Source organism: Streptomyces sp. NPDC029014 (assembly GCF_055564695.1).
Window position 1 is genome coordinate 1 of the sequence record NZ_JBVHVT010000007.1, and the last position, 17,656, is coordinate 17,656.

Here is a 17,656-nt window from a genome sequence, read left to right on the forward strand (position 1 = left end):
CCCTCCCTTCCCCCACGCTCCCCCTCTTTTTTCCCCCCCCCCCCCCCCCCCACCCCCCCACCCCCCCCCCCCCCCCCCCCCCCCCCCCCCCCCGGGGCGCGATGCCGAGGCACCCGCCGAGTACGGTCCGCAGCGCGAGGTGCGAGGCGACGTAGCGGCGCCGCGCGAGGCCGTCCCGGAACGCAGCCGCCCGGGCCCGCTCCCGCCGGTCGAGCACGCGTTCCGGACGCTGGTCGGGAACGTCGTCCAGGGGGACGATCCAGACTGCGGCCTCGCCGGGTCCCGGCAGGTCGCCGCGTACGGGCCGCCCCGCCGGCGCCGACGGCGCCGACCGATGCGGGTCGGGGCGCACGATGGACTCCTTCACGCGGATGCCTCCTCTGGAGGTGCCTCCTTGACCAGGGCGGACGCCGCCGGGCGGCGGACGCTGCGGGACCGGAACGAGAGCAGGGCGTACAGCGCGAGGCCGTAGCCGCCGAGTTGCAGGGCGAGGTAGCTCCACACCCCGCCGCCGTCCACGACGGGCAGGAGCACCAGTGGCGCGACGAACGCGCCGAGGCCGTGGGCGAGCGAGGTGGCCGCGGCATAGCTCTCCAACCGCGCCGCCGGGGCGGTCTGCGTGACGAGCGGCTGGACGCTCGGCGCGATCAGGCACTCGCCGACGGCGAAGACCAGCCCGAACAACGCACCGAGCAGCAGGCGCACCCCCGCCCCGGGCACCAGCACGGCTGCCGTCAGGGCCGCCATGGCGGCCACCCAGACCAGGATGGCCGCCGTCAGCGCGGCGACGTAACCGATGCGTTCGACGGCCCGCAGGGCGAGGCCCTGGAAGGCGATGACGCCAACGGTGTTGCAGGCGACGACCACGCTGATGGCGGAAACGGACAAGTGCGCGTTGCGCAGGATCGCCGGAACCACGGCGTCCACCTGGGCGATGCCGAAGACGACCAGGGCGGTTTGCAGGAGGAGGAGCCGCAGGAACACCGTGTCGCGCAGCGCCGCGCCCCGCTCCCCCGCCCCCGCACGGGGTCCGGCGGAACCGGCGCCGTCCGGGCCGTCTCCGGCGGGCCGTCGCTCCGCCCGCCGGAGACGGACGAGCGCGGCCCCGTACAGCAGGTAGCTGACCGCATTGGCGACCAGACACAGGGGGTACCCGCCCGCGCCCAGGTGTTCGACGGCCTGGCCTCCGAGCAGCGCGCCGACGGCCACGGTCAGGGCGGAGATGCGGTGCTGGTCCGAGAGGACGCGGCTGAGTTCCGAGGTGCCGAAGACCTTGGTGAGCAGCGGTGTCTGGACCGCGTAGTAGGCACCGGTGCCCGCCCCGGAGAGGCAGGCGGCGGGCACGGTGGCGGCCGTCGAGTCCGCCGCCGCCAGCAGGACCGCGCCCGCGGCCTGGAGGACGGTGGCCCCGATCGCGGACAGGCCGGGTCCGTGGACCGTGCCGATCCTGCCCGCGAGCGGATTGACGACGAGCCCGGCCATCGCGAACAGCGCGAAGTACAGCGAGACGGCGGAGGTGGGCAGACCGAGCGTCTCCCGGAGGTAGGCCACGGTGAGGGGCAGCACGAGGCCGGTGCCGAACGTGGTGGCACCCCAGCCGGTGAGGAACCCCTTGTAGAGGGGCAGCGGCCTGCGTGCCGCTGCTTTCACCGGTCCGCCCCGCCCCGCGCGGACGCGGATCCGCCGTGGCGCGGCGACGCGCCCGGGGACGCCCTGCAGCGGTCTGCCAGGGGGCGGTGGTGTTCAGAGGTATCCATAGCTGAGCCAGCCTCCGTCGACGACCAGGGTCTGGCCGTTGATGTAGTCGGCCTCCGGGGAGGCCAGGAAAAGGACAGGGCCGACGATGTCCTGCGGTCTGCCGCGCCGGCGGGCGGGAATGCGCCCCACGATGGCGTCCTCGGCGAGCGCGGCCGGGTGCGGCGTCTCGATGCGGATCATGCCCGGGGCCACCGCGTTGACGTTGACGCCGCGGGCGGCCCACTCGACGCCGAGGCTGCGGGTCAGCTGCAGGACACCGCCCTTGCTCGCCGCGTACAGCGCCCGCTCGGGGAACGCGGTGTACGACAGCAGTGAGCAGAAGTTGACGACCTTGCCGTGGCCCTGCTCCAGCAGCTGCCTGCCGAAGACCTTGCAGGTGAGGAAGGTGCCGATGACGTTCGTGTCCAGCAGTGCGCGGGCGTCGTGCACGGAGAAGCCGGTGGTGGGGCCCAGATCGAACAGCCCGGCGGCATTGACGAGGACGTCCACGCCGCCGAACGCCGCCGTCACCTGCTCGGCGCACCACTGCACCTGCTCCTCGTCCCCGACGTCGGCCGGCAGCGCGAGGGCATCGGCTCCGAGGGCCGCGATCTCGGCCGCCACCGACTGCACCTGGTCGGTGGTACGGGCCATCAGGGCGACCCGGGCGCCGCGCTCGGCGAAACCGAGCGCGACGGCGCGTCCGATGCCCCGGCCGCCTCCGGTGACCACGACCCGCATCAGCGGGCCCGGAATTCGCCGAACCAGTGCAGCTGGTCGGGCTTGGTGCGGGTGGGAACGTTGCGGTACACGTACAGCCCCACGCACGCGAACCGGTCGGACCGGAAGGTGGCGAGTATCTCCTCGCTGGTGATGCGGCGCGGTCCGGTGCCCTCGACCATGTGGTCGGAGAACGAGTTGAGGAGGAACAGCCCGCCCGGCTTCAGCAGGCGGTGCACCTCGTCGGCGTACCGCTCACGCGCCTCGTCGCGCATGTTGTGGAAGACGAACGAATCGGTCACGACGTCCGCCGTGCTGTCGGGGAGCGGTACGTCGAGCACGTCCCCCTGGATGAACTCCGCCGACGCACCGGCCAGTTCGGCCCACCGGCGGGCGCGGGCGACCGCCTCGGGCGACAGGTCGACACCGGTCACGTCGAGTCCCTGGACCGAGAGGAACACCGCGTCGACGCCCGGGCCGCTGCCCAGGTCGACGAGACGCTGGCCGGGCTTGAGGGTGCCGTCGACGACGCGCTTGATGAGTTCGAGCCCCGGGGAGGCGTTGAACCAGGAGAGCTTGGCGAGCGGCTCCTCGGCGTACACGGAGGAGAAGGTGTCGGTCCAGCTCTGGGTGAAGGCGGTCATGCGGTCAGCTCCTGTGTCGTGCCGCGCGGGGCGGCGGGGGTGTCGTCGGCGACGAGGCGCACGTAGCCGGGTACGGCCGGGCGGCGTTCGCCGGAGAGGGAGAGGACGACCAGGTCGTCCGTGCGGGACTCGACGGTGAATCCCGCGAACCGGTAGGTGACGAGCATCTGCCGGTTGCGCTCGGTGGGGCGGAAGAGGGCGACGGTGCCGGCACCGTGCGCGTCGGCCAGCCGGGTGACGGCCGCGATCAGGGCGCTGCCGACGTTGCGGCCCATGACCCGGCACGACATCAGCAGCAGGCGGATCGTCCACCGGGGGGCGGCGCCGGCGCGCGGGTCCCCTGCCGGGTCCGTGGGGCCGGTGCCGACGACGGCGAGACCGATGGTGCCGTACGTGCCGAAGCGGTCGTCGAGTTCGGCGACGAGCACGCGGTGGCCCGGGTCCCGGATCAGCGACGAGAGCTCGTCCTCGTCGAAGGTGATGCCGGTGGTGTTGAGCTGGTGGGTGCGCTGGGTCAGTTCGGCAGCGCGGGCGAGGTCCGCGGTGCTCGCCTCGCGGACGCGCAGGGTCATGTCGAGGGAACGCAGGAACTCCTCCGCCGGCCCGTCGAACGCCACCTCGTGGCTGCGGCGCCGGCCCTCCGCCAGGTACATCGCCCGGCGGTGCCGCGCGTCGTCGGTGACCTGTGCGGGCAACACCCCGCCAGCAGCCACCAGGGCGTGCAGCTCCTGCCTGGTCATGCACCGCACCCGGGGCAGCGCGCCGGCCACCTCGGCCCGTTCGAACTCCGAGTCGTCCACGAACAGCACGCTGTCGGGGGAGATGTTCAGCTCCCGCGTCACGGCGCGCAGCGAGGCGGACTTGGCCGACCAGCCGACCTGCGGGTACAGGAAGTACTCGTCGAGCCCGAGGGCGCGCAGCCGCTCCGCGACGGGGCCGGGTTCGTTGCGGCTGGCGACGGACTGGAGGATGCCGTGTTCGTCGAGGGTCCGGATCAGTTTCCGGTTGGCGTCGGGGACGCTGACGTCGTCGCCCTCGAGGAGCGTGCCGTCCCACAGGGTGTCGTCCAGGTCCCAGACCACGCACTTGACCTGCGGGGCCGCCGGGGTGTGCAGCAGCTCAGTGTCCTGCACGGTCGTCCTTTCCGTGGTGCGCCGCCGTACGGGCGGTCGCGCGGTCCGTGGTGGTGCCCCGGCCGCGCAGCAGGTCGGCGGCGACGATGTCCTGGAGCACTTCGGTCGGCCCCTCGATGACCTCGTGGACGCGCGCGGCGGCGTGCAGGCGGGCCAGCGCGTGGTCCTCGGTCTGGCCGGCCGCGCCGAGGAGCCGGGAGGCGGTGGCGGTGGCGGTGCTCGCCGCACGGCTGGCCAGCAGCTTGGCCCGCGCGACGGTCACCGCGGCGGACGGCGCCCGGTCCTCGACCTCGTCGGCGGTCTGCCGTACGTAGCGGGCGGCGGCGTCGGTGGCGATCGCGGCATCGGCGAGCAGGCCCCTGACGAGTTGCCGGTCACCGAGGGTGGCACCGCCCTGGGCACGGGTGGCGGCGTGGTCGGCGGCGAGGCGGAGGGCCGCCTCCGCGACGCCCACGGCGCCGGCGGCGACGTACAGCCTGCCCAGTGTCAGGCAGGACGTCACCACGAACGGGATGCCGAAGCCGGGACGGGCGACCGCCCGGGCGGCCGGTGCCGTGGCGCCGTCGAAGGTGACGCGGGCGAGCCGTGCGGCGCGCAGCCCCGCGGTGACGGGTTCCACGCCGACGTGCACGCCGACCCCGGCGTCGACCAGAGCGCAGCTGCCGCGCCCCGCCGTGCTGCCGAAGACGAGGTACGCGTCAGCGATCTGGCCGAACGACAGCCAGCGTTTGGTGCCGTTGATCCGGAGCGTGTCACCGTCACGTTCGATGGTGGTGGTCAGGGCGCCGATGTCGGCGCCGGCCTCCTCCTCGGTGAGCGCGAACGCGGCGAGCATCCGGCCGGTCGCCAGTTCGGGCAGCAGCGCGTCGCGCAGCTCGGGTGAAGCCCAGCGGCGCACCGCGTGGCAGACCATGGCGTGGACGACGAGCAGGCTGTGCAGACTGGGTGAGGTGGCGGCCACCAGGCGGTGCACGTCGGTGACGGCGGCCAGGGGCGTGCCGCTGCCCTGGTGGGCGGTGTCCACGGTCAGGCCGAGCAGTCCGAGGCCGGCCAGTTCGTCGATGGCCTTGCGCGGTACGGCCCCGGCACGTTCCCAGGCCGTGGCGCGGGCGACGAACGCCTCGTCGCGCAGGGCCTCCAGGAGTGCTTCGGGCACGGAACCGGTCACGATGCCGCCAGCTTGCGGTTGACGAGCCCGGCGAGGCCCTGGATCGAGTCGAAGTGGACGAGCTCGAGGTCCTCGTCGGCGATCTCGACGCAGAAGGTGCGCTCGACGAAGTCGACCATCTGGACGGCGGCCACGGAGTCGAGGACGCCGTCGGAGATGAGCGGCCTGTCGTCCTGCATGCCGGGGCGTCCGCTGAGGCGGGTGATGAACTGCCTCACGGTGGTGGTCACCGTCTCGGGCGTGGGGGGCTGGGGGGCGGCGGTCAGCGGGTAAGCCATGGTTCAGTTCCCGTCGTAGGAGTAGAATCCGCGGCCGCTCTTGGTGCCGAGCAGGCCCTGGTCGACCATCCGGCGCAGGGCCGGGTGGGTGGCGAACTCGTCGGTTCCGTAGTGGTCGTGCAGCACCTCCAAGGTGCGGACGACGGTGTCGATGCCGATGAGGTCGGCGGTGCGCAGCGGCCCCGAGGTGTGGCCGAGGCAACCCTTGAAGAGGTCGTCGACCTGGCTCGGGGTGGCGACGCCGTCTGCGACGACGGCGGCGGCGAGGTTGACCACCGGCATGAGGACGCGGTTGATGACGAAGCCGGGAGCGTCCTGGACGACGACGGCCTTCTTGCCCAGGCGCAGCAGCATCAGGTCGACGTCCTGCATGGCCGCGTCGGAGGTGTTCCTGCCGCGCACGACTTCGACCATGTCGATCCGGTCGACCGGGTTCATGAAGTGGACGCCGACGACGCGGCCGGGGTCGGCGAGCTGTTCGGCGAGCCGGCCGATGGGAACCGCGGAGGTGTTGGCGGCGATGGTCGTGCCGGGGGCGAGGACCTTCTCCAGCTCCGGGTAGAGGGCCCGCTTGGCCGCTTCCGACTCGGTGGTGTTCTCCACGACGAGCCCCACGCCGGCCAGGGCCGTCAGGTCGGTGGTGGCACGGATGTCCGGGGCGGGTGCGGGCTCGCCGCCGAGGAGGGTGGCGAGGCGTCGGTGGCTGCGGACGGCGGCCCGCGCGGTGTCGAGTGCGGCGGCGTCGGAGTCGACGAGCGTCACCGTGTACCCGGCCGCTGCGGCGGCGTGGGCGACACTGGATCCGATGACTCCGGCTCCGAGCACTCCGATGGTGGGTGGGGTCACGGCCTGCGGCTTTCGTTCTCGATGGGCTCCGGTTGCGGTTGCTCCGGGGTGGCCAGCCAGTTCTCCACCTCGCGCGTCATGCCGCCGAGGGTCGCGGAGGCGAAGACGATGGAGGGGGGAACGGCCCTGCCGGTGAGTTCCTTGAGGCCCGCGATGAGGTGGACGCCCATCAGCGAGTCGCCGCCGAGGTGGAAGAAGTGGTCGTCGGGGTGGACCTCGCGCAGGCCGAGGAGGAGGCGGAAGCGTTCCGCGAGGTACCCGGCCACGGTCGAGGGCGTCGCCGGCCCGGCCGCCGGCTCCGGCCGGTGCTCCGGTGCGTCCGTCGCACCGGCGATCGCGGACGTGGCGACCGCCGGCGTGGGGGTGGCGGCCGAGAAGGGGTCGGCGGGCGGCACCGTGTCCGGCAGGTACCGGCGCCGCACCAGGTTGCGGGGCGGCAGGGTCGTCCGGCGACCGGGGGCCGGGTGCAGGCGCTCCCAGTCGGCCTCGACGCCGTGGGTCCACAGCTCGCCGAGGGCTTCCAGCAGGACCTGCCGCTCGGGCACGCGCTCGTAGGAGTGCCGGACGGTCCGTACGCACACGGCGTCCGGGTCGCTCTGGGCGAGCCACGGGCGGGCGGTGCCGGGGCCGACCTCGATCAGGACGCGGTGGCGGCTCAGGACGAGCTCCGTGGCGGTGCGGAACCGGACGCGGCCGACCATGTGGTCGCGCCAGTAGGAGGGCCCGGGCGTCTCCCCGTCGAGCCAGCGGCCGAGGACGCTGGAGGCGATCGGGATGCGCGCCGGTCCCAGCCGAACGCCGCGCAGGTCCTCGCCGAGCAGGTCGGCGGCCCGCGTGAGCTGGGGTGTGTGGAAGGGGTGCGCGGTGTCGACGGGCAGGACGGTGAACCCGTCTGCGCGCAGCCGGTCGGCGAGCGCGGAGACCGCGGCCGGGCGCCCGGAGAACACGCAGTGGCCGGGGCCGTTGTCGGCGGCGAGCCAGGTGTCGCCGACGGCGTACTCCTCGACGTCGGCGGCGCAGGCGAGCACGCCGAGCATGGCGCCTTCCCCGGCCGTCACGACGAGGTCGGCCCGGCGGGCGACGGCCGCCATGGCGTCGTCGAGGCCGATGACGCCGGCCAGCACCGCGGCAACCCACTCCCCCAGGCTGTGGCCGAGGAGGGCGGCGGGCCTGATGCCGAGGTCGATGAGGGTGCGCGCCATGGCGTGTTCGAGGCAGAACAGGGACAGATGGACCTGGCGCAGCTCCCGGTGGGGTGGGCGAGTGGCGCCGTCCCGGCGCAGCAGGGCGCGCAGGTCGACGCGGTCGCCTTCACCGGTGCCGCGTGCCCGTGGTGCGGCGAAGGACCGGCCGACGGCTCCGTCGGTGAGTTCGTCGGCGATCGTGACGGCGGCCCGCAGGTGTTCCGCGAAGACGGGGTCGGTGCGGGCCAGGTCGGCGCCCATGCCGGGGTAGTGGCTGCCGATGCCGGGCAGGACGAAGACGACCTCGGGCGGTCGGGCCGGTGCCCGGCCGTGCTGTACGCGCAGCCGGTCGGCCGCGAACGCCGCCCGGGTGCCGCCTTCGGGCGTGACGACGGCGTAGCCGCGGTGCGGGTGGCGGTGGTGCGAGGTCTGGCTGGTCCAGGCGGTGTCGGCCGTGCGGGACGGGGCGCGGTCGAGGTGGTCGCGCAGGGCGGCGAGGTCGGCGGTCAGGGCGTCGGGGTGGTGGCTGGAGAGCAGCACCAGCTGCGCGCCGTCCGCTCCTCCTCGGGCGTCGTGCGGGCGGGTCGGGGCTTCTTCGAGAACGACGTGGCAGTTGGTTCCGCCGAGTCCGAAGGCGCTGACTCCGGCGCGCCGGGGGCGGCCCTCGGCGACCGGCCAGTCGAGGGCGTCGCCCAGCGGCTGCAACGGGCCGCCCCTGCGGGCGAGGTCGGAGGGCAGCCGCTCGAAGTGCGGGGTGGCGGCGAGCCGCCCGTGCCGCAGCGACAGCACGGCCTTGACGAGTCCGGCGAGACCCGCGGCCTCCCGCAGGTGGCCGAGGCCGGCTTTGGCGGCCCCGACGTGGACGGGGTGGGGTACGTCGGCGAAGACTTCGCCGAGCGCGCTCCACTCGGCGGCGTCGCCGATGCGGGTGCCGCTGCCGTGCGCCTCGACGTAGTCGATGTCCGCGGGCCCGAGTCCTGCGACGTGCAGTGCGGCGCGGATGACTTCGACTTGTGCGGCCGGGTCGACGCCGGCGAAGCCGGACTTGCCGGAGCCGTCGTTGTTCATGGCGGTGCCGCGGACGACCGCCCAGATGTCGTCGCCGTCGCGCAGGGCGTCGGCGAGGCGTTTGAGCACCACGGCGCCGGCGCCGTCGCCGGGTACGGAGCCACCGGCCGCACGGTCGAAGGGGCGGCACACGCCGTCCGGGGAGCCGATGCCGCCGAGCGGCGCGTCGTATCCGCCCGGCGCCGGAACGCGCACGGCGGCGACCCCGGCGACGGCGAGGTCGCTGCCGTGGCCGAGGAGGTCCTGCACGGCGAGGTGGACGGCGGTGAGCGCGGTGGAGCAGGCGGACTGGACGGTCACGGCGGCGCCGTGCAGGCCGAGCCGGTAGGCGACGCGGGTGGCGGCGTAGTCCCCCCGGTTGGTGACCTCCAGGGCCTGGGCGTCGACGCCGGGGTGTCCGGCGAGTGCGGTGCCCACCCAGCGTTCGTAGTCGTTGTGGCCGACGCCCGCGTAGACGCTGACGGCCGGGGTGCGGACGCGGTCGACGTTCGCGGCGTCCAGCGCTTCGTCGGCGGCCTCCAGCAGCAGTCGGTGCTGCGGGTCGAGGAGCAGGGCTTCGGAGGGGGCGATGCCGAAGCGGGCCGGATCGAAGTGGGCGGGGCGTGGGATCGAGCCGTACGCCGGGACGAACGGGCCGGACGTGTGGGCGCGCCGGGTGATGCTGTCCTCGCCCGAGGCGAGGATTTCCCAGTAGCGGTCGAGGCTGTCGCAGCCGGGCAGGCGTACGGCCATGCCGACGATGGCGACGGCGTACTCGTCGTCCGGGGCCGGGGCGGGGGCAGGTGCCGGGGCTCCGGCGGGGGCCGCTGCGGGGTGGCCGGGCCGGGGGGCGTTCATCTCGGTTCGCCTCCTTCGGACGAGCGGGTGCGGGCGGTCGGTGCGGTGCTCCTGCGCTGCGGCGTGCGCCGCCGTTCGGCAGGGCGGCGGGCCGGGACGGTGCCGGTCGCGTCGCCGAGGAGACGGGCGTGGCCGCGCGGGGTACGGGCGGCGAGGACGTCGGCGAGGGCGATCTCGTGTCCGCAGGCCGACTCCAGGGCGCCGCGCAGGAGCATCAGGCGCAGGGAGTCGCCGCCCAGGGCGAAGAAGTCGTCGTCGATGCCGACGGTGGCCAGGCCGAGGACGCGGGCCATCAGGGCGGCGGCCCTCTCCTGGTCGGGCGTGGTGGGCGGGGTGTACGGCGCGTCGAGGTCGGGGCGGGTGCGGGGCGGGACGCGCAGCGCCTTGCGGTCGACCTTGCCGCTGTCGAGCAGGGGCAGGGCGGGGACCGAAGCCAGGTGTGCGGGCACCATGAAGTCCGGCAGCCGGGCGGCGAGGTGGTCGCGCAGCCGCTGGGGCGGCACCTCGTCGCGCTCGGGTACGACGTAGGCGACGAGGACGGCTCCCTGGTCGGGGTCGGGAATGCCGACGACGGCCGCGTCGGCGATGCCGGGGTGTGTCCGCAGCGCGGTCTCCACCTCGGCGGGCTCGACCCGTTGCCCGCGGACCTTGACCTGGTCGTCGGCGCGTCCGAGGTACTCGACCTGGCCGTCGGGCAGGTGGCGGGCGAGGTCTCCGGTGCGGAAGAGGACCTCGGGGCCGGCGGGGTCCACCCGGTTGGGGCGGAAGCGGTCGGCGGTCAGATCGGGGCGGCCGAGGTAGCCGTCGGCCAGTCCGGGGCCGCCGGTGTGGATCTCCCCGACGGTACCGGGCGGTACGAGCCGACCCGCCGCGTCGCAGAGGTAGATCCGCATGTCGAGCGGGATGCCGACGACCGTACCGACCGCGTTCTCGGGCCGGGGGGCGGTGAGCGGTCCGGTGCGGTGGCACACGTAATCGGCCTCGCTGAGGGTGTACGTGTTGTGGACCTCGAAGCCGAGGCCGCGCAGTTCGTCCTCCAGGTCCTGCCCGAGTGCCTCACCGCCGACGAAGACGTGGCGCAGCGCGGGCGCCGTCCGGAACGCGGGCTGGGTGAGCAGCAGCCGCAGCATGGAGGGCACGAAGCTGACGGTGGTGATGCGCTGGTCGCGGATGAGTTCCGCGAGGTAGCGGTCGTCCCTGTCCCGGCCGGGCGCGGCCAGCACCGCGGTGCCGCCGGTCGCCAGCGGCCAGGCGAACTCCCGGAAGCTGATCGCCGACTTGAGCAGGTGCCGGTCGTCCGGTCCCATGCCGTACATCGCCTGCTCCAGCCGGATGCGCGAGGTGTGCATGCGGTGCGGGCGGACGACGCCCTTGGGGGTGCCGGTACTGCCGGAGGTGAACAGCACGTAGGCCGTGGTGTCGGGGCGAGCCAGGTCGGCGGGTGCACCGGGCTCACGGGGCGCACCGGCGGGCAGCGCCGGGTCGAGGAAGGCGGCGACGTCGAGGGCCCGGTCGGCGACGGCGCGGTGACCGGTCGTCGTGGTGAGCGTTGCGACGGGAGCGGTGAGGCGGAGGATCTCTTCGGCCCGCGGGTCCGGCAGGTGCGGGTCGAGGTGGACGAAGCCGGCCCCGGCCTTCCACGTGCCGAGGACGGCCGTGAAGAGGGAGAGGTCCCGGTCGCCGGTGAGCACGACGAGGTCACCGGGTTCGCCCACGTGCGGGCGCAGCCGGTGGGCGAACCGGTCGGAGGCGGCGTCGAGCTCGCCGTACGTCAGCTCGGTGGCGCCGTCCCGCAGGGCGATCGCGTCGGGTGTGCGGGCGGCCTGCTCGCCGACCATGCCGTGCAGGGTGGTGTCCGCGTGGGGGGTGTGCGGGGCGTTCCAGGTGTCCAGCAGCAGCTCCCGCTCGTCCGGCAGGAGCAGGTCGACGGTGCCCGCGGTGGTCAGGGGCCGTTCCGCCGTGTGGTGGGCGAGCAGGGCCAGGTGCCGGGCCACGCGTCCTGCGGTGGTGGCGTCCACGACGGCGCCGTCGTAGGTGAGGTGCAGGGCGGTGCCCTCCGCGGCGGCGGTCCAGACGGGTCGCCCGACAGCGGCCGGCGGGGTGATCACCGGCCGGGCGGGCAGTACGGCCACGTACGGCTCGCCGTCGGCCGGCAGGCCTGCGTCGACCGGACGCGCTGCTCCGGTGAGTTCCGCCAGGGTGCCCGTCTCCCGGTCCTCGGCGCAGACGTAGCGCACGGAGGTGCCGCCGGGGGCGCCGACGACGTCCCAGCCGGTTCCGTACCGGTGGAGGAGCAGGTGGCTGAGGGCGGCGAGCGCCAGGTGGCCGCCAGGGCCGTCGAGCAGGGCGGCCGCCGGCGCGGACAGCGGGGTGGTGCGGTGTGCGTAGTGCGGCTGCGCCGTGGCGGGTATGCGGTGCGGCAGGACGATCATCAGTGCCCCCCGCCCGTCGGCGGGCCCACGGTGGCGCCGCGGCGCAGCACGGAGCGGGCCGCGGCCATGCCGGTGGCCGCGCCGTACGTGATGCCGATGATCTTCGAGGAGCTGTCGCCGACGAAGTACAGCCCCGGCACGGACGACTCCAGGTCGTCGGAGAGGTCCAGGTCGGGAAAGAGGCGTTCGACGACGGGTGCCGCGACCGTGGCGGTGCCCGGGACGAGCCCGGGGTGAAGGGTGTTGAGCCGGCCGACCATGGCGAGAACGTCGCGGACGATGGACGCGGGCAGGCAGTCGCGCAGGTCGCCGTGGTGGTAGCTGATGAGGCTGGTGGCGAGCGGTCCTTCCGGGGCGGGCCGTCCCGACAGTTCGTCGACGGTGCTGACGACGGGCCGGCCACCGCCGTACGCGGCGACGCGCCGTGCGAAGGCGCCGGCGTGTTCGGTGCCGTCGGTCCCCTCGGGCAGGTCGACGGTGGTGAGGATGCCGAGGTTGGACTTGGTCGTGGGCTGGTTCAGGCAGTGCTGCCCGTCGAGCGCGACGGCGTCGAGGAAGCCGTACTGCATGACCCGGCCGCCCTCGCACACGCAGAACGTCCGGACCGAGTGGCCCTCCTCGTTGAGGAACGACAGCTTGGGGTTGTGGCAGCCGTCCAGGAGGGGTGCGAGGTCCTCCCGGCCGGCTTCCAGCCGCACGCCCAGGTCGACCCGGCTGCTGGGCCGGTGGCGTACGCCGATGCGGCCGGCGAGGTCGCGCACCCAGGGCAGGCCCAGTTTGCCGACGCCGACGATGACGCCTTCGGCCCGGAACGCGGCGGGCCCGCGGGGGGTGTCGGCGCTGACCCGGAACCCGCCGCCGGCCAGCGGTTCGACGTCGGTGGCCCGGTGGTGCAGCAGGACGCTGCCGCCGCCGCGTTCCAGTTCGGCCTTGAGGCGGGCGATGACGACGAGGGAGTCGTCCACGGTGACGCTCTGCGAGTACGCGGTGTCGACGTGCTGGAAGACGGTGCCGTCGCCGAGGAGGGAGTCGGCCGGCTCGTGCGGCGGTCCGGCGGGCGGGAGCCCCAGCTCGTACAGGATTCGGTACGCCTCGGAGATGAGGTCCTGCGCGCGGTCGAAGGAGCCGAGGGCGCGTTCCAGACCGCTGTAGGAGCGGACCGTCCCGTCGGGCGCCGACTCGATCTTGGAGCGGGTCAGCGAGGAGATGTATCCGAGATTGGTGTCGAAGTGGAACGCGGCGCCGCCGAGGCCCGTGAGGCAGGTGCAGCGCGGGCACTGCAGGCGGAACTTCTCCGCGTCGCGGACCGTACGCCCGTCCATGCGCGCCACGAGTCGGGGGCACAGGCTTTCGCCCATGTCGCCGCCGGCTTCGAGGAGGACGACGCGTCGGCCCGCCCTGACCAGGGTCAGCGCGGCGAACAGTCCGGCGGGGCCGCCCCCGATGACGACGGCGTCCGCAGGGGTGGTGCGGAACTGCTCAGACATGGTTGCTCCCGAAGGCCGCGGGCCGTCGCTCCAGGTAGCGCTCGACGAAGGTGCGGTAGAAGAGACCGCTGGTGTCCCGGCCCTCGGCCTCGATGCGCTCGATGAGCCACTGGCAGGTGAAGGGCAGCAGGTCGAGGACGCGGCCGGGGTGCTGCCCGGTGAGCGTCGCGTAGTGGTCCAGGCCCTGCTCCAGTACGGACCGGAACCAGTGGTTCGAGGCGAAGACCTGGTCGTAGAGCCAGTCGAAGCCGTGTTCCGGGTAGTCGGGGAAGACCGGGAGGGCCGTGGTGACGAGAAGGTTCACGATGTCCATGGCGGCGATGCCGGTGGCGCGGAAGTCCTCGAAGTCCAGGACCCTGGCCGACCCGTCGCGGACGTCGTAGCGCACGTTCCACGGGCCCAGGTCGCCGTGGGTGGGCGCCAGAAGGGCCGTGCGCAGCGCCTCGTCGGCGTACGGGACGCCGAACTCGGGTTCGCGGACGTACGCGGCGGCCGTCGCGAGGGCGCGCTCCGGGGCGGCCGGGGCCCGCTTCCCCGACAGGTGCAGCTCGGCGACCCGTTCGACGGCGGGCCGCAGGACCTGCCACAGCGTGTGGGGTCCGTCGGTGCCCGCGACGGCGGTGGGCAGGTCGGTACCGGGCAGGTGGGTCATCGTGAACCCGCCGCACAGGGCGTCCAGCGGCACCGGGCTTCCGAGCGGCGCGGGTGCGGGGAAGCCGCGCAGGATCTCCAGCTCGCGGGCGAGTTTCGGATCGGTGACGGACAGCGGGACCTTGGCCACGGCGACGGGCACGTCGTCGACGTCGAGCTGGACGAAGGTGCGTCGGCGGATCTTGCGGGCACCGGCCGGAGTCCACGTGGTGGACCGCACGCGGTCGGGGCCGGGCTCGGGGGCGCCGGTGCGCTCCAGGTGCGCGGCGAGCATCAGCCGCGCGACCTCGTCGGTGTCGACGGTCCGTTCGGTCAGGTCGGCGAGGTCGGCCGGGACCGGGGCGGAGGAGGCGGGGGCGGGGGCGGATGCGGAAGCGGAGGAGGTGGGAGGGTGCGGGACGGGGGTGCGGGTCATGCGTTGCTCCCGGCGGGGGCGAGGGCCGCGTCGGCGCGGTCGAGCAGGTCTGCCAGCGCGGGTCCGCCGAGCAGGGCGCCGAGTTCGTCGACGGCGGCTTGGCGTTCCTGGGCGGTCAGTTCCTGGTAGGCGGTCAAACGTGCGTCCAGGTGATCGACGAGGTGGCGGTAGCCGGACTCGTCGTTCAGGAGTTCGCGGGTGAGCCGGTCGAGGGCCTTGGTGCCCTCCAGATCGTCCTCGGGGACGTCGAACCTGCTGCCGAGGTCGGTGAGGCTGGCCGCGATGTCGCCGACGACGGTGCCGCGCAGGGCGCGCAGGTTGGCGATGTGGCCGTAGTGCTGCTCGGGGAGCAGCAGCGGCAGCCGGCGCAGGATGACGGCCTCGTGCAGCGAGGTGAGGCTCGGCGGCACGGCGTAGAGCGGAGCGTGGGCGAGGTGCCGGAGGAATTCCGTCTGGGGCAGGAAGGCGTACTCGACCTCGACCTCGCCGTGGGTCTCGGTGACGGGTTGGCGGAACGCTCCGCCGCAGACCAGGATGCGGCCCAGTTCGGGGCGGGCCGCGGCCAGTTCGGCGACCCAGCGGCGCAGGACGTCGAGGTAGGCGTTGTGGGACTCGTAGTCGAGGAAGAAGTTCTGGAAGCCGCCGAGGTTGATCAGGAGGCCGGCCGGCCGCTCCGGCGACGGCTCGGTGAGGGCGCTCTCCAAGGCGTTGCGGTCGACGATGGGACCGCACAGCTCGATGTGGTCGGCACCCGCCCCGGCAAGGGCGGCGATGCGGGCGGGCACACCGGGGAAGTTCTGCGCATAGGACCGCCGGGCGAGGAGATGGGCGACCAGGATGCGCTCGTGCGGGGCGAGCGAGTCGAAGACGTAGCGGGCCGTGTCGTCGTCGGCCCAGCGGACGAGCTGTGCGCGCGCCGCCAGCTCCTCGAAGGAGCGGTCGGTCAGCCAGAAGCCGAGGAGGCTGTCGAAGAAGAGCACGGGGACCTCGGCGCGTACCGCCCGGAAGACGAGCTCGGCGTCCATGACGCTGACCACGAGATCGGCGTCGGCGAGGGGCTGCGCCACGTCCTCGTGGCGGCGGGTGTCGCCTTCGGTGATGCGGTGGAAGCGGTGGCTGTGCCGCCGCGCGAAGTCGAGTGCGACGTCCTGGCCGACGAAGTCGACCCTGCTGCCGGCGAGCAGCGGGGTGATGGCGACCAGTTTGGAGACGGGCCCGAATCCGCAGGCCTGGGCGCTGGAGAGGATCCTCATCGTCACGCTTTCCTCGTGTTCCTGGTGAGTTGACCGAGCACGGCGGACCGGATGCCGCGGCCGTCCACGCCGTAGAAGTGGAGAAGGTCTTCGTGGGACGCGACCGGTGGGTGGCGGTGGTCGGTCTCCAGACGCACCAACGGGGGGCCCTCACGGCCGAGCGTCAGTGCGGTGCGGTCCCCCAGGCCGCCCGGACCCAAGGACTCCGCGGCGGTGACGACGAGCGCCCGGTCGCGGGCCAGCGCCCGTACGGCCTCCCGGGGGAAGGGATGGAGGGTGGTCACCGAGGCGACGGCGGCATCCACACCGTCGTCGGCGAGGGCGTCGGCCGCGGCGAGCGCCTCGGCCACGCAGCGGCCGGTGGCCAGCAGCAGTACGTCGTCCCCGGCGCGCAGCAGGCGGGGGGTGCGCGGGTCGCCGTCGGAGGCCTCGGCGGGCAGCCTCGGATCGGCGCGCGCGGAGAGCCGTACGTACGCGGGACCGTCGGCCGGGAGCAGGGTGCGCAGCACGGACACCGCGTCGGCGGCGTCGGCGGGGCAGTGGACGCTCATGTGGGGCAGCGCCGACATGAGGGTGATGTCGTCGGTGGCGTGGTGGGTGGGGCCGAGGTGGCCGTAGCCCAGTCCGCCGCCGACGCCGAGGAAGACCACGGGCAGCGCCGGCACGCACACGTCGAGGCGCAGCTGTTCGTACGCCCGCCGGACGAGGAAGGGTGCCATCGCGGCCGCCACGGGGCGCATGCCGCTGCGGGCGAGGCCGGCGGCGACTCCGACGAGGTTCGCCTCGGCGATGCCGACGTCGACGTACCGGCGCGGGTGGCGGGCCATGACTCCCTGGAACAGGGCCTGTCCGTCGGCGCCCAGGGTGACCAGTGCGGGGTCCGCGTCGACGGCCTCGGTCAGGGCCGCGGCCAGCGCGGCACGCATGGTGAGCGGTGCGGTGGTCACGACTGCTCACCTCGCGCGGCGGCAAGGACGGGGGCGGGAGCAAGGGTGGGGGCGGGGGCAGCGGGTCCGTCGAGGGCGGCGAGGGCCGTCCGGTGCTGCGCGGCGTCCAACTGGCCCATGTGCCAGGCGGGATCGCCTTCGGCGAAGGGAACGCCCTTGGCCTTGACCGTGTGTGCGAGGAGCACGGCGGGTCCGTCGCCGGCCCGGAGCACGGCGAGGGCGTCGGTGACGGCGCCGGTGTCGTGCCCGTCGGCCTCGGCGACCTGCCAGCCGAACGCCCGCCACTTGTCGGCGAGCGGTTCGAGGGCGTTGACGGTCTCGGTGTCGCCCTCCTGTTGGAGCCGGTTGCGGTCCACGACGGCGAGGAGGTTGTCGAGGCGGTGGTGGGCGGCGAACTGCGCGGCCTCCCAGTTGCTTCCTTCGTCGAGTTCGCCGTCGCCGGTGACGACGACGACCCGCTGGTCGCGGCCCGCCAGCCGCGCGCCGAGGGCCATGCCGCAGCCGAGGGAGAGGCCGTGGCCGAGGGCGCCGGTCGCGGCCTCGATGCCGGGTACGGCATCGGAGGGGTGGCCGGGCAGAGCGGCCAGGTCCGTCGTGATGACGCCGAGTTCGGCGAGGACCGCGTAGAGGCCGTAGGCGCCGTGGCCCTTGCTGAGGACGAGCAGGTCCCGGTCGGTCCAATCGGGCCGGTCCGGGCGGTATCGCAGGCCTCGCGTGTAGAGGACGGCGAGCAGGTCGGTCATGGACAGCGCGGCGCCGAGGTGAACCGGCTTGCGTGCGGCCAGTTCGACGACTCTCCGCCGGGCACGCCGGGCCAGTTCGTCGGGATGGAGCACGACGTCCTCCGGTCTGCCGC

Annotated in this window: 14 protein-coding genes; all 14 read right to left on the reverse strand. The window is 74.1% G+C overall.

Features of this window, described 5'->3' with window-relative positions; all coding sequences use genetic code 11:
• Positions 1 to 363: 363 nt before the first annotated feature.
• Positions 364 to 1,650, reverse strand: a complete 1,287-nt coding sequence (locus ACZ4VL_RS05465) for an MFS transporter (RefSeq protein ID WP_468196155.1) — start codon at positions 1,648 to 1,650, stop codon at positions 364 to 366.
• A 93-nt stretch (positions 1,651 to 1,743) separates the two neighbouring features.
• Positions 1,744 to 2,469, reverse strand: coding sequence for an SDR family NAD(P)-dependent oxidoreductase (locus ACZ4VL_RS05470; RefSeq protein WP_468196158.1), 726 nt, complete (start codon positions 2,467 to 2,469; stop codon positions 1,744 to 1,746).
• 8 nt (positions 2,470 to 2,477) lie between these two features.
• Complete coding sequence (locus ACZ4VL_RS05475; RefSeq protein ID WP_468196161.1) at positions 2,478 to 3,101, reverse strand: class I SAM-dependent methyltransferase; 624 nt, start codon at positions 3,099 to 3,101, stop codon at positions 2,478 to 2,480.
• A complete protein-coding gene (locus ACZ4VL_RS05480) occupies positions 3,098 to 4,234 on the reverse strand; it encodes an HAD-IIIC family phosphatase (protein WP_468196163.1) in 1,137 nt (378 codons plus the stop codon). Before ACZ4VL_RS05480 ends, ACZ4VL_RS05475 begins: the two co-directional genes overlap by 4 nt.
• Positions 4,221 to 5,390, reverse strand: a complete 1,170-nt coding sequence (locus tag ACZ4VL_RS05485) for an acyl-CoA dehydrogenase family protein (RefSeq protein ID WP_468196165.1) — start codon at positions 5,388 to 5,390, stop codon at positions 4,221 to 4,223. Before ACZ4VL_RS05485 ends, ACZ4VL_RS05480 begins: the two co-directional genes overlap by 14 nt.
• An 8-nt stretch (positions 5,391 to 5,398) precedes the next feature.
• Positions 5,399 to 5,680, reverse strand: a complete 282-nt coding sequence (locus ACZ4VL_RS05490) for an acyl carrier protein (RefSeq protein ID WP_468196167.1) — start codon at positions 5,678 to 5,680, stop codon at positions 5,399 to 5,401.
• A gap of 3 nt (positions 5,681 to 5,683) precedes the next feature.
• Complete coding sequence (locus ACZ4VL_RS05495) at positions 5,684 to 6,526, reverse strand: 3-hydroxyacyl-CoA dehydrogenase family protein (RefSeq protein ID WP_468196169.1); 843 nt, start codon at positions 6,524 to 6,526, stop codon at positions 5,684 to 5,686.
• Positions 6,523 to 9,615, reverse strand: a complete 3,093-nt coding sequence (locus ACZ4VL_RS05500; protein WP_468196171.1) for a type I polyketide synthase — start codon at positions 9,613 to 9,615, stop codon at positions 6,523 to 6,525. The genes ACZ4VL_RS05495 and ACZ4VL_RS05500 overlap by 4 nt, the downstream gene beginning before the upstream one ends.
• Positions 9,612 to 12,047, reverse strand: coding sequence for a non-ribosomal peptide synthetase (locus tag ACZ4VL_RS05505; protein ID WP_468196173.1), 2,436 nt, complete (start codon positions 12,045 to 12,047; stop codon positions 9,612 to 9,614). Before ACZ4VL_RS05505 ends, ACZ4VL_RS05500 begins: the two co-directional genes overlap by 4 nt.
• On the reverse strand, positions 12,047 to 13,534 hold the full coding sequence (locus ACZ4VL_RS05510) for an FAD-dependent oxidoreductase (protein WP_468196175.1): 1,488 nt from the start codon (positions 13,532 to 13,534) through the stop codon (positions 12,047 to 12,049). Before ACZ4VL_RS05510 ends, ACZ4VL_RS05505 begins: the two co-directional genes overlap by 1 nt.
• A complete protein-coding gene (locus ACZ4VL_RS05515) occupies positions 13,527 to 14,600 on the reverse strand; it encodes an aminoglycoside phosphotransferase family protein (RefSeq protein ID WP_468196178.1) in 1,074 nt (357 codons plus the stop codon). Before ACZ4VL_RS05515 ends, ACZ4VL_RS05510 begins: the two co-directional genes overlap by 8 nt.
• Positions 14,597 to 15,859 carry a hypothetical protein gene (locus tag ACZ4VL_RS05520; RefSeq protein WP_468196180.1) on the reverse strand — a complete coding sequence of 421 codons (1,263 nt, stop codon included), beginning with the start codon at positions 15,857 to 15,859 and terminating at the stop codon, positions 14,597 to 14,599. The genes ACZ4VL_RS05515 and ACZ4VL_RS05520 overlap by 4 nt, the downstream gene beginning before the upstream one ends.
• A complete protein-coding gene (locus ACZ4VL_RS05525) occupies positions 15,856 to 16,800 on the reverse strand; it encodes a transketolase family protein (protein WP_468196183.1) in 945 nt (314 codons plus the stop codon). Before ACZ4VL_RS05525 ends, ACZ4VL_RS05520 begins: the two co-directional genes overlap by 4 nt.
• Positions 16,797 to 17,636, reverse strand: a complete 840-nt coding sequence (locus ACZ4VL_RS05530; RefSeq protein ID WP_468196185.1) for a transketolase — start codon at positions 17,634 to 17,636, stop codon at positions 16,797 to 16,799. Before ACZ4VL_RS05530 ends, ACZ4VL_RS05525 begins: the two co-directional genes overlap by 4 nt.
• Positions 17,637 to 17,656: the final 20 nt, after the last annotated feature.

What these genes read in the sequence shown, in the direction of transcription:
- ACZ4VL_RS05475 (WP_468196161.1), bottom strand. Translation starts at nt 3,101, where the DNA reads ATGACCGCCTTCACCCAGAGCTGGACCGACACCTTCTCCTCCGTGTAC.
- ACZ4VL_RS05490 (WP_468196167.1), bottom strand. Translation starts at nt 5,680, where the DNA reads ATGGCTTACCCGCTGACCGCCGCCCCCCAGCCCCCCACGCCCGAGACG.
- ACZ4VL_RS05500 (WP_468196171.1), bottom strand. Translation starts at nt 9,615, where the DNA reads ATGAACGCCCCCCGGCCCGGCCACCCCGCAGCGGCCCCCGCCGGAGCC.
- ACZ4VL_RS05505 (WP_468196173.1), bottom strand. Translation starts at nt 12,047, where the DNA reads ATGATCGTCCTGCCGCACCGCATACCCGCCACGGCGCAGCCGCACTAC.
- ACZ4VL_RS05510 (WP_468196175.1), bottom strand. Translation starts at nt 13,534, where the DNA reads ATGTCTGAGCAGTTCCGCACCACCCCTGCGGACGCCGTCGTCATCGGG.
- ACZ4VL_RS05515 (WP_468196178.1), bottom strand. Translation starts at nt 14,600, where the DNA reads ATGACCCGCACCCCCGTCCCGCACCCTCCCACCTCCTCCGCTTCCGCA.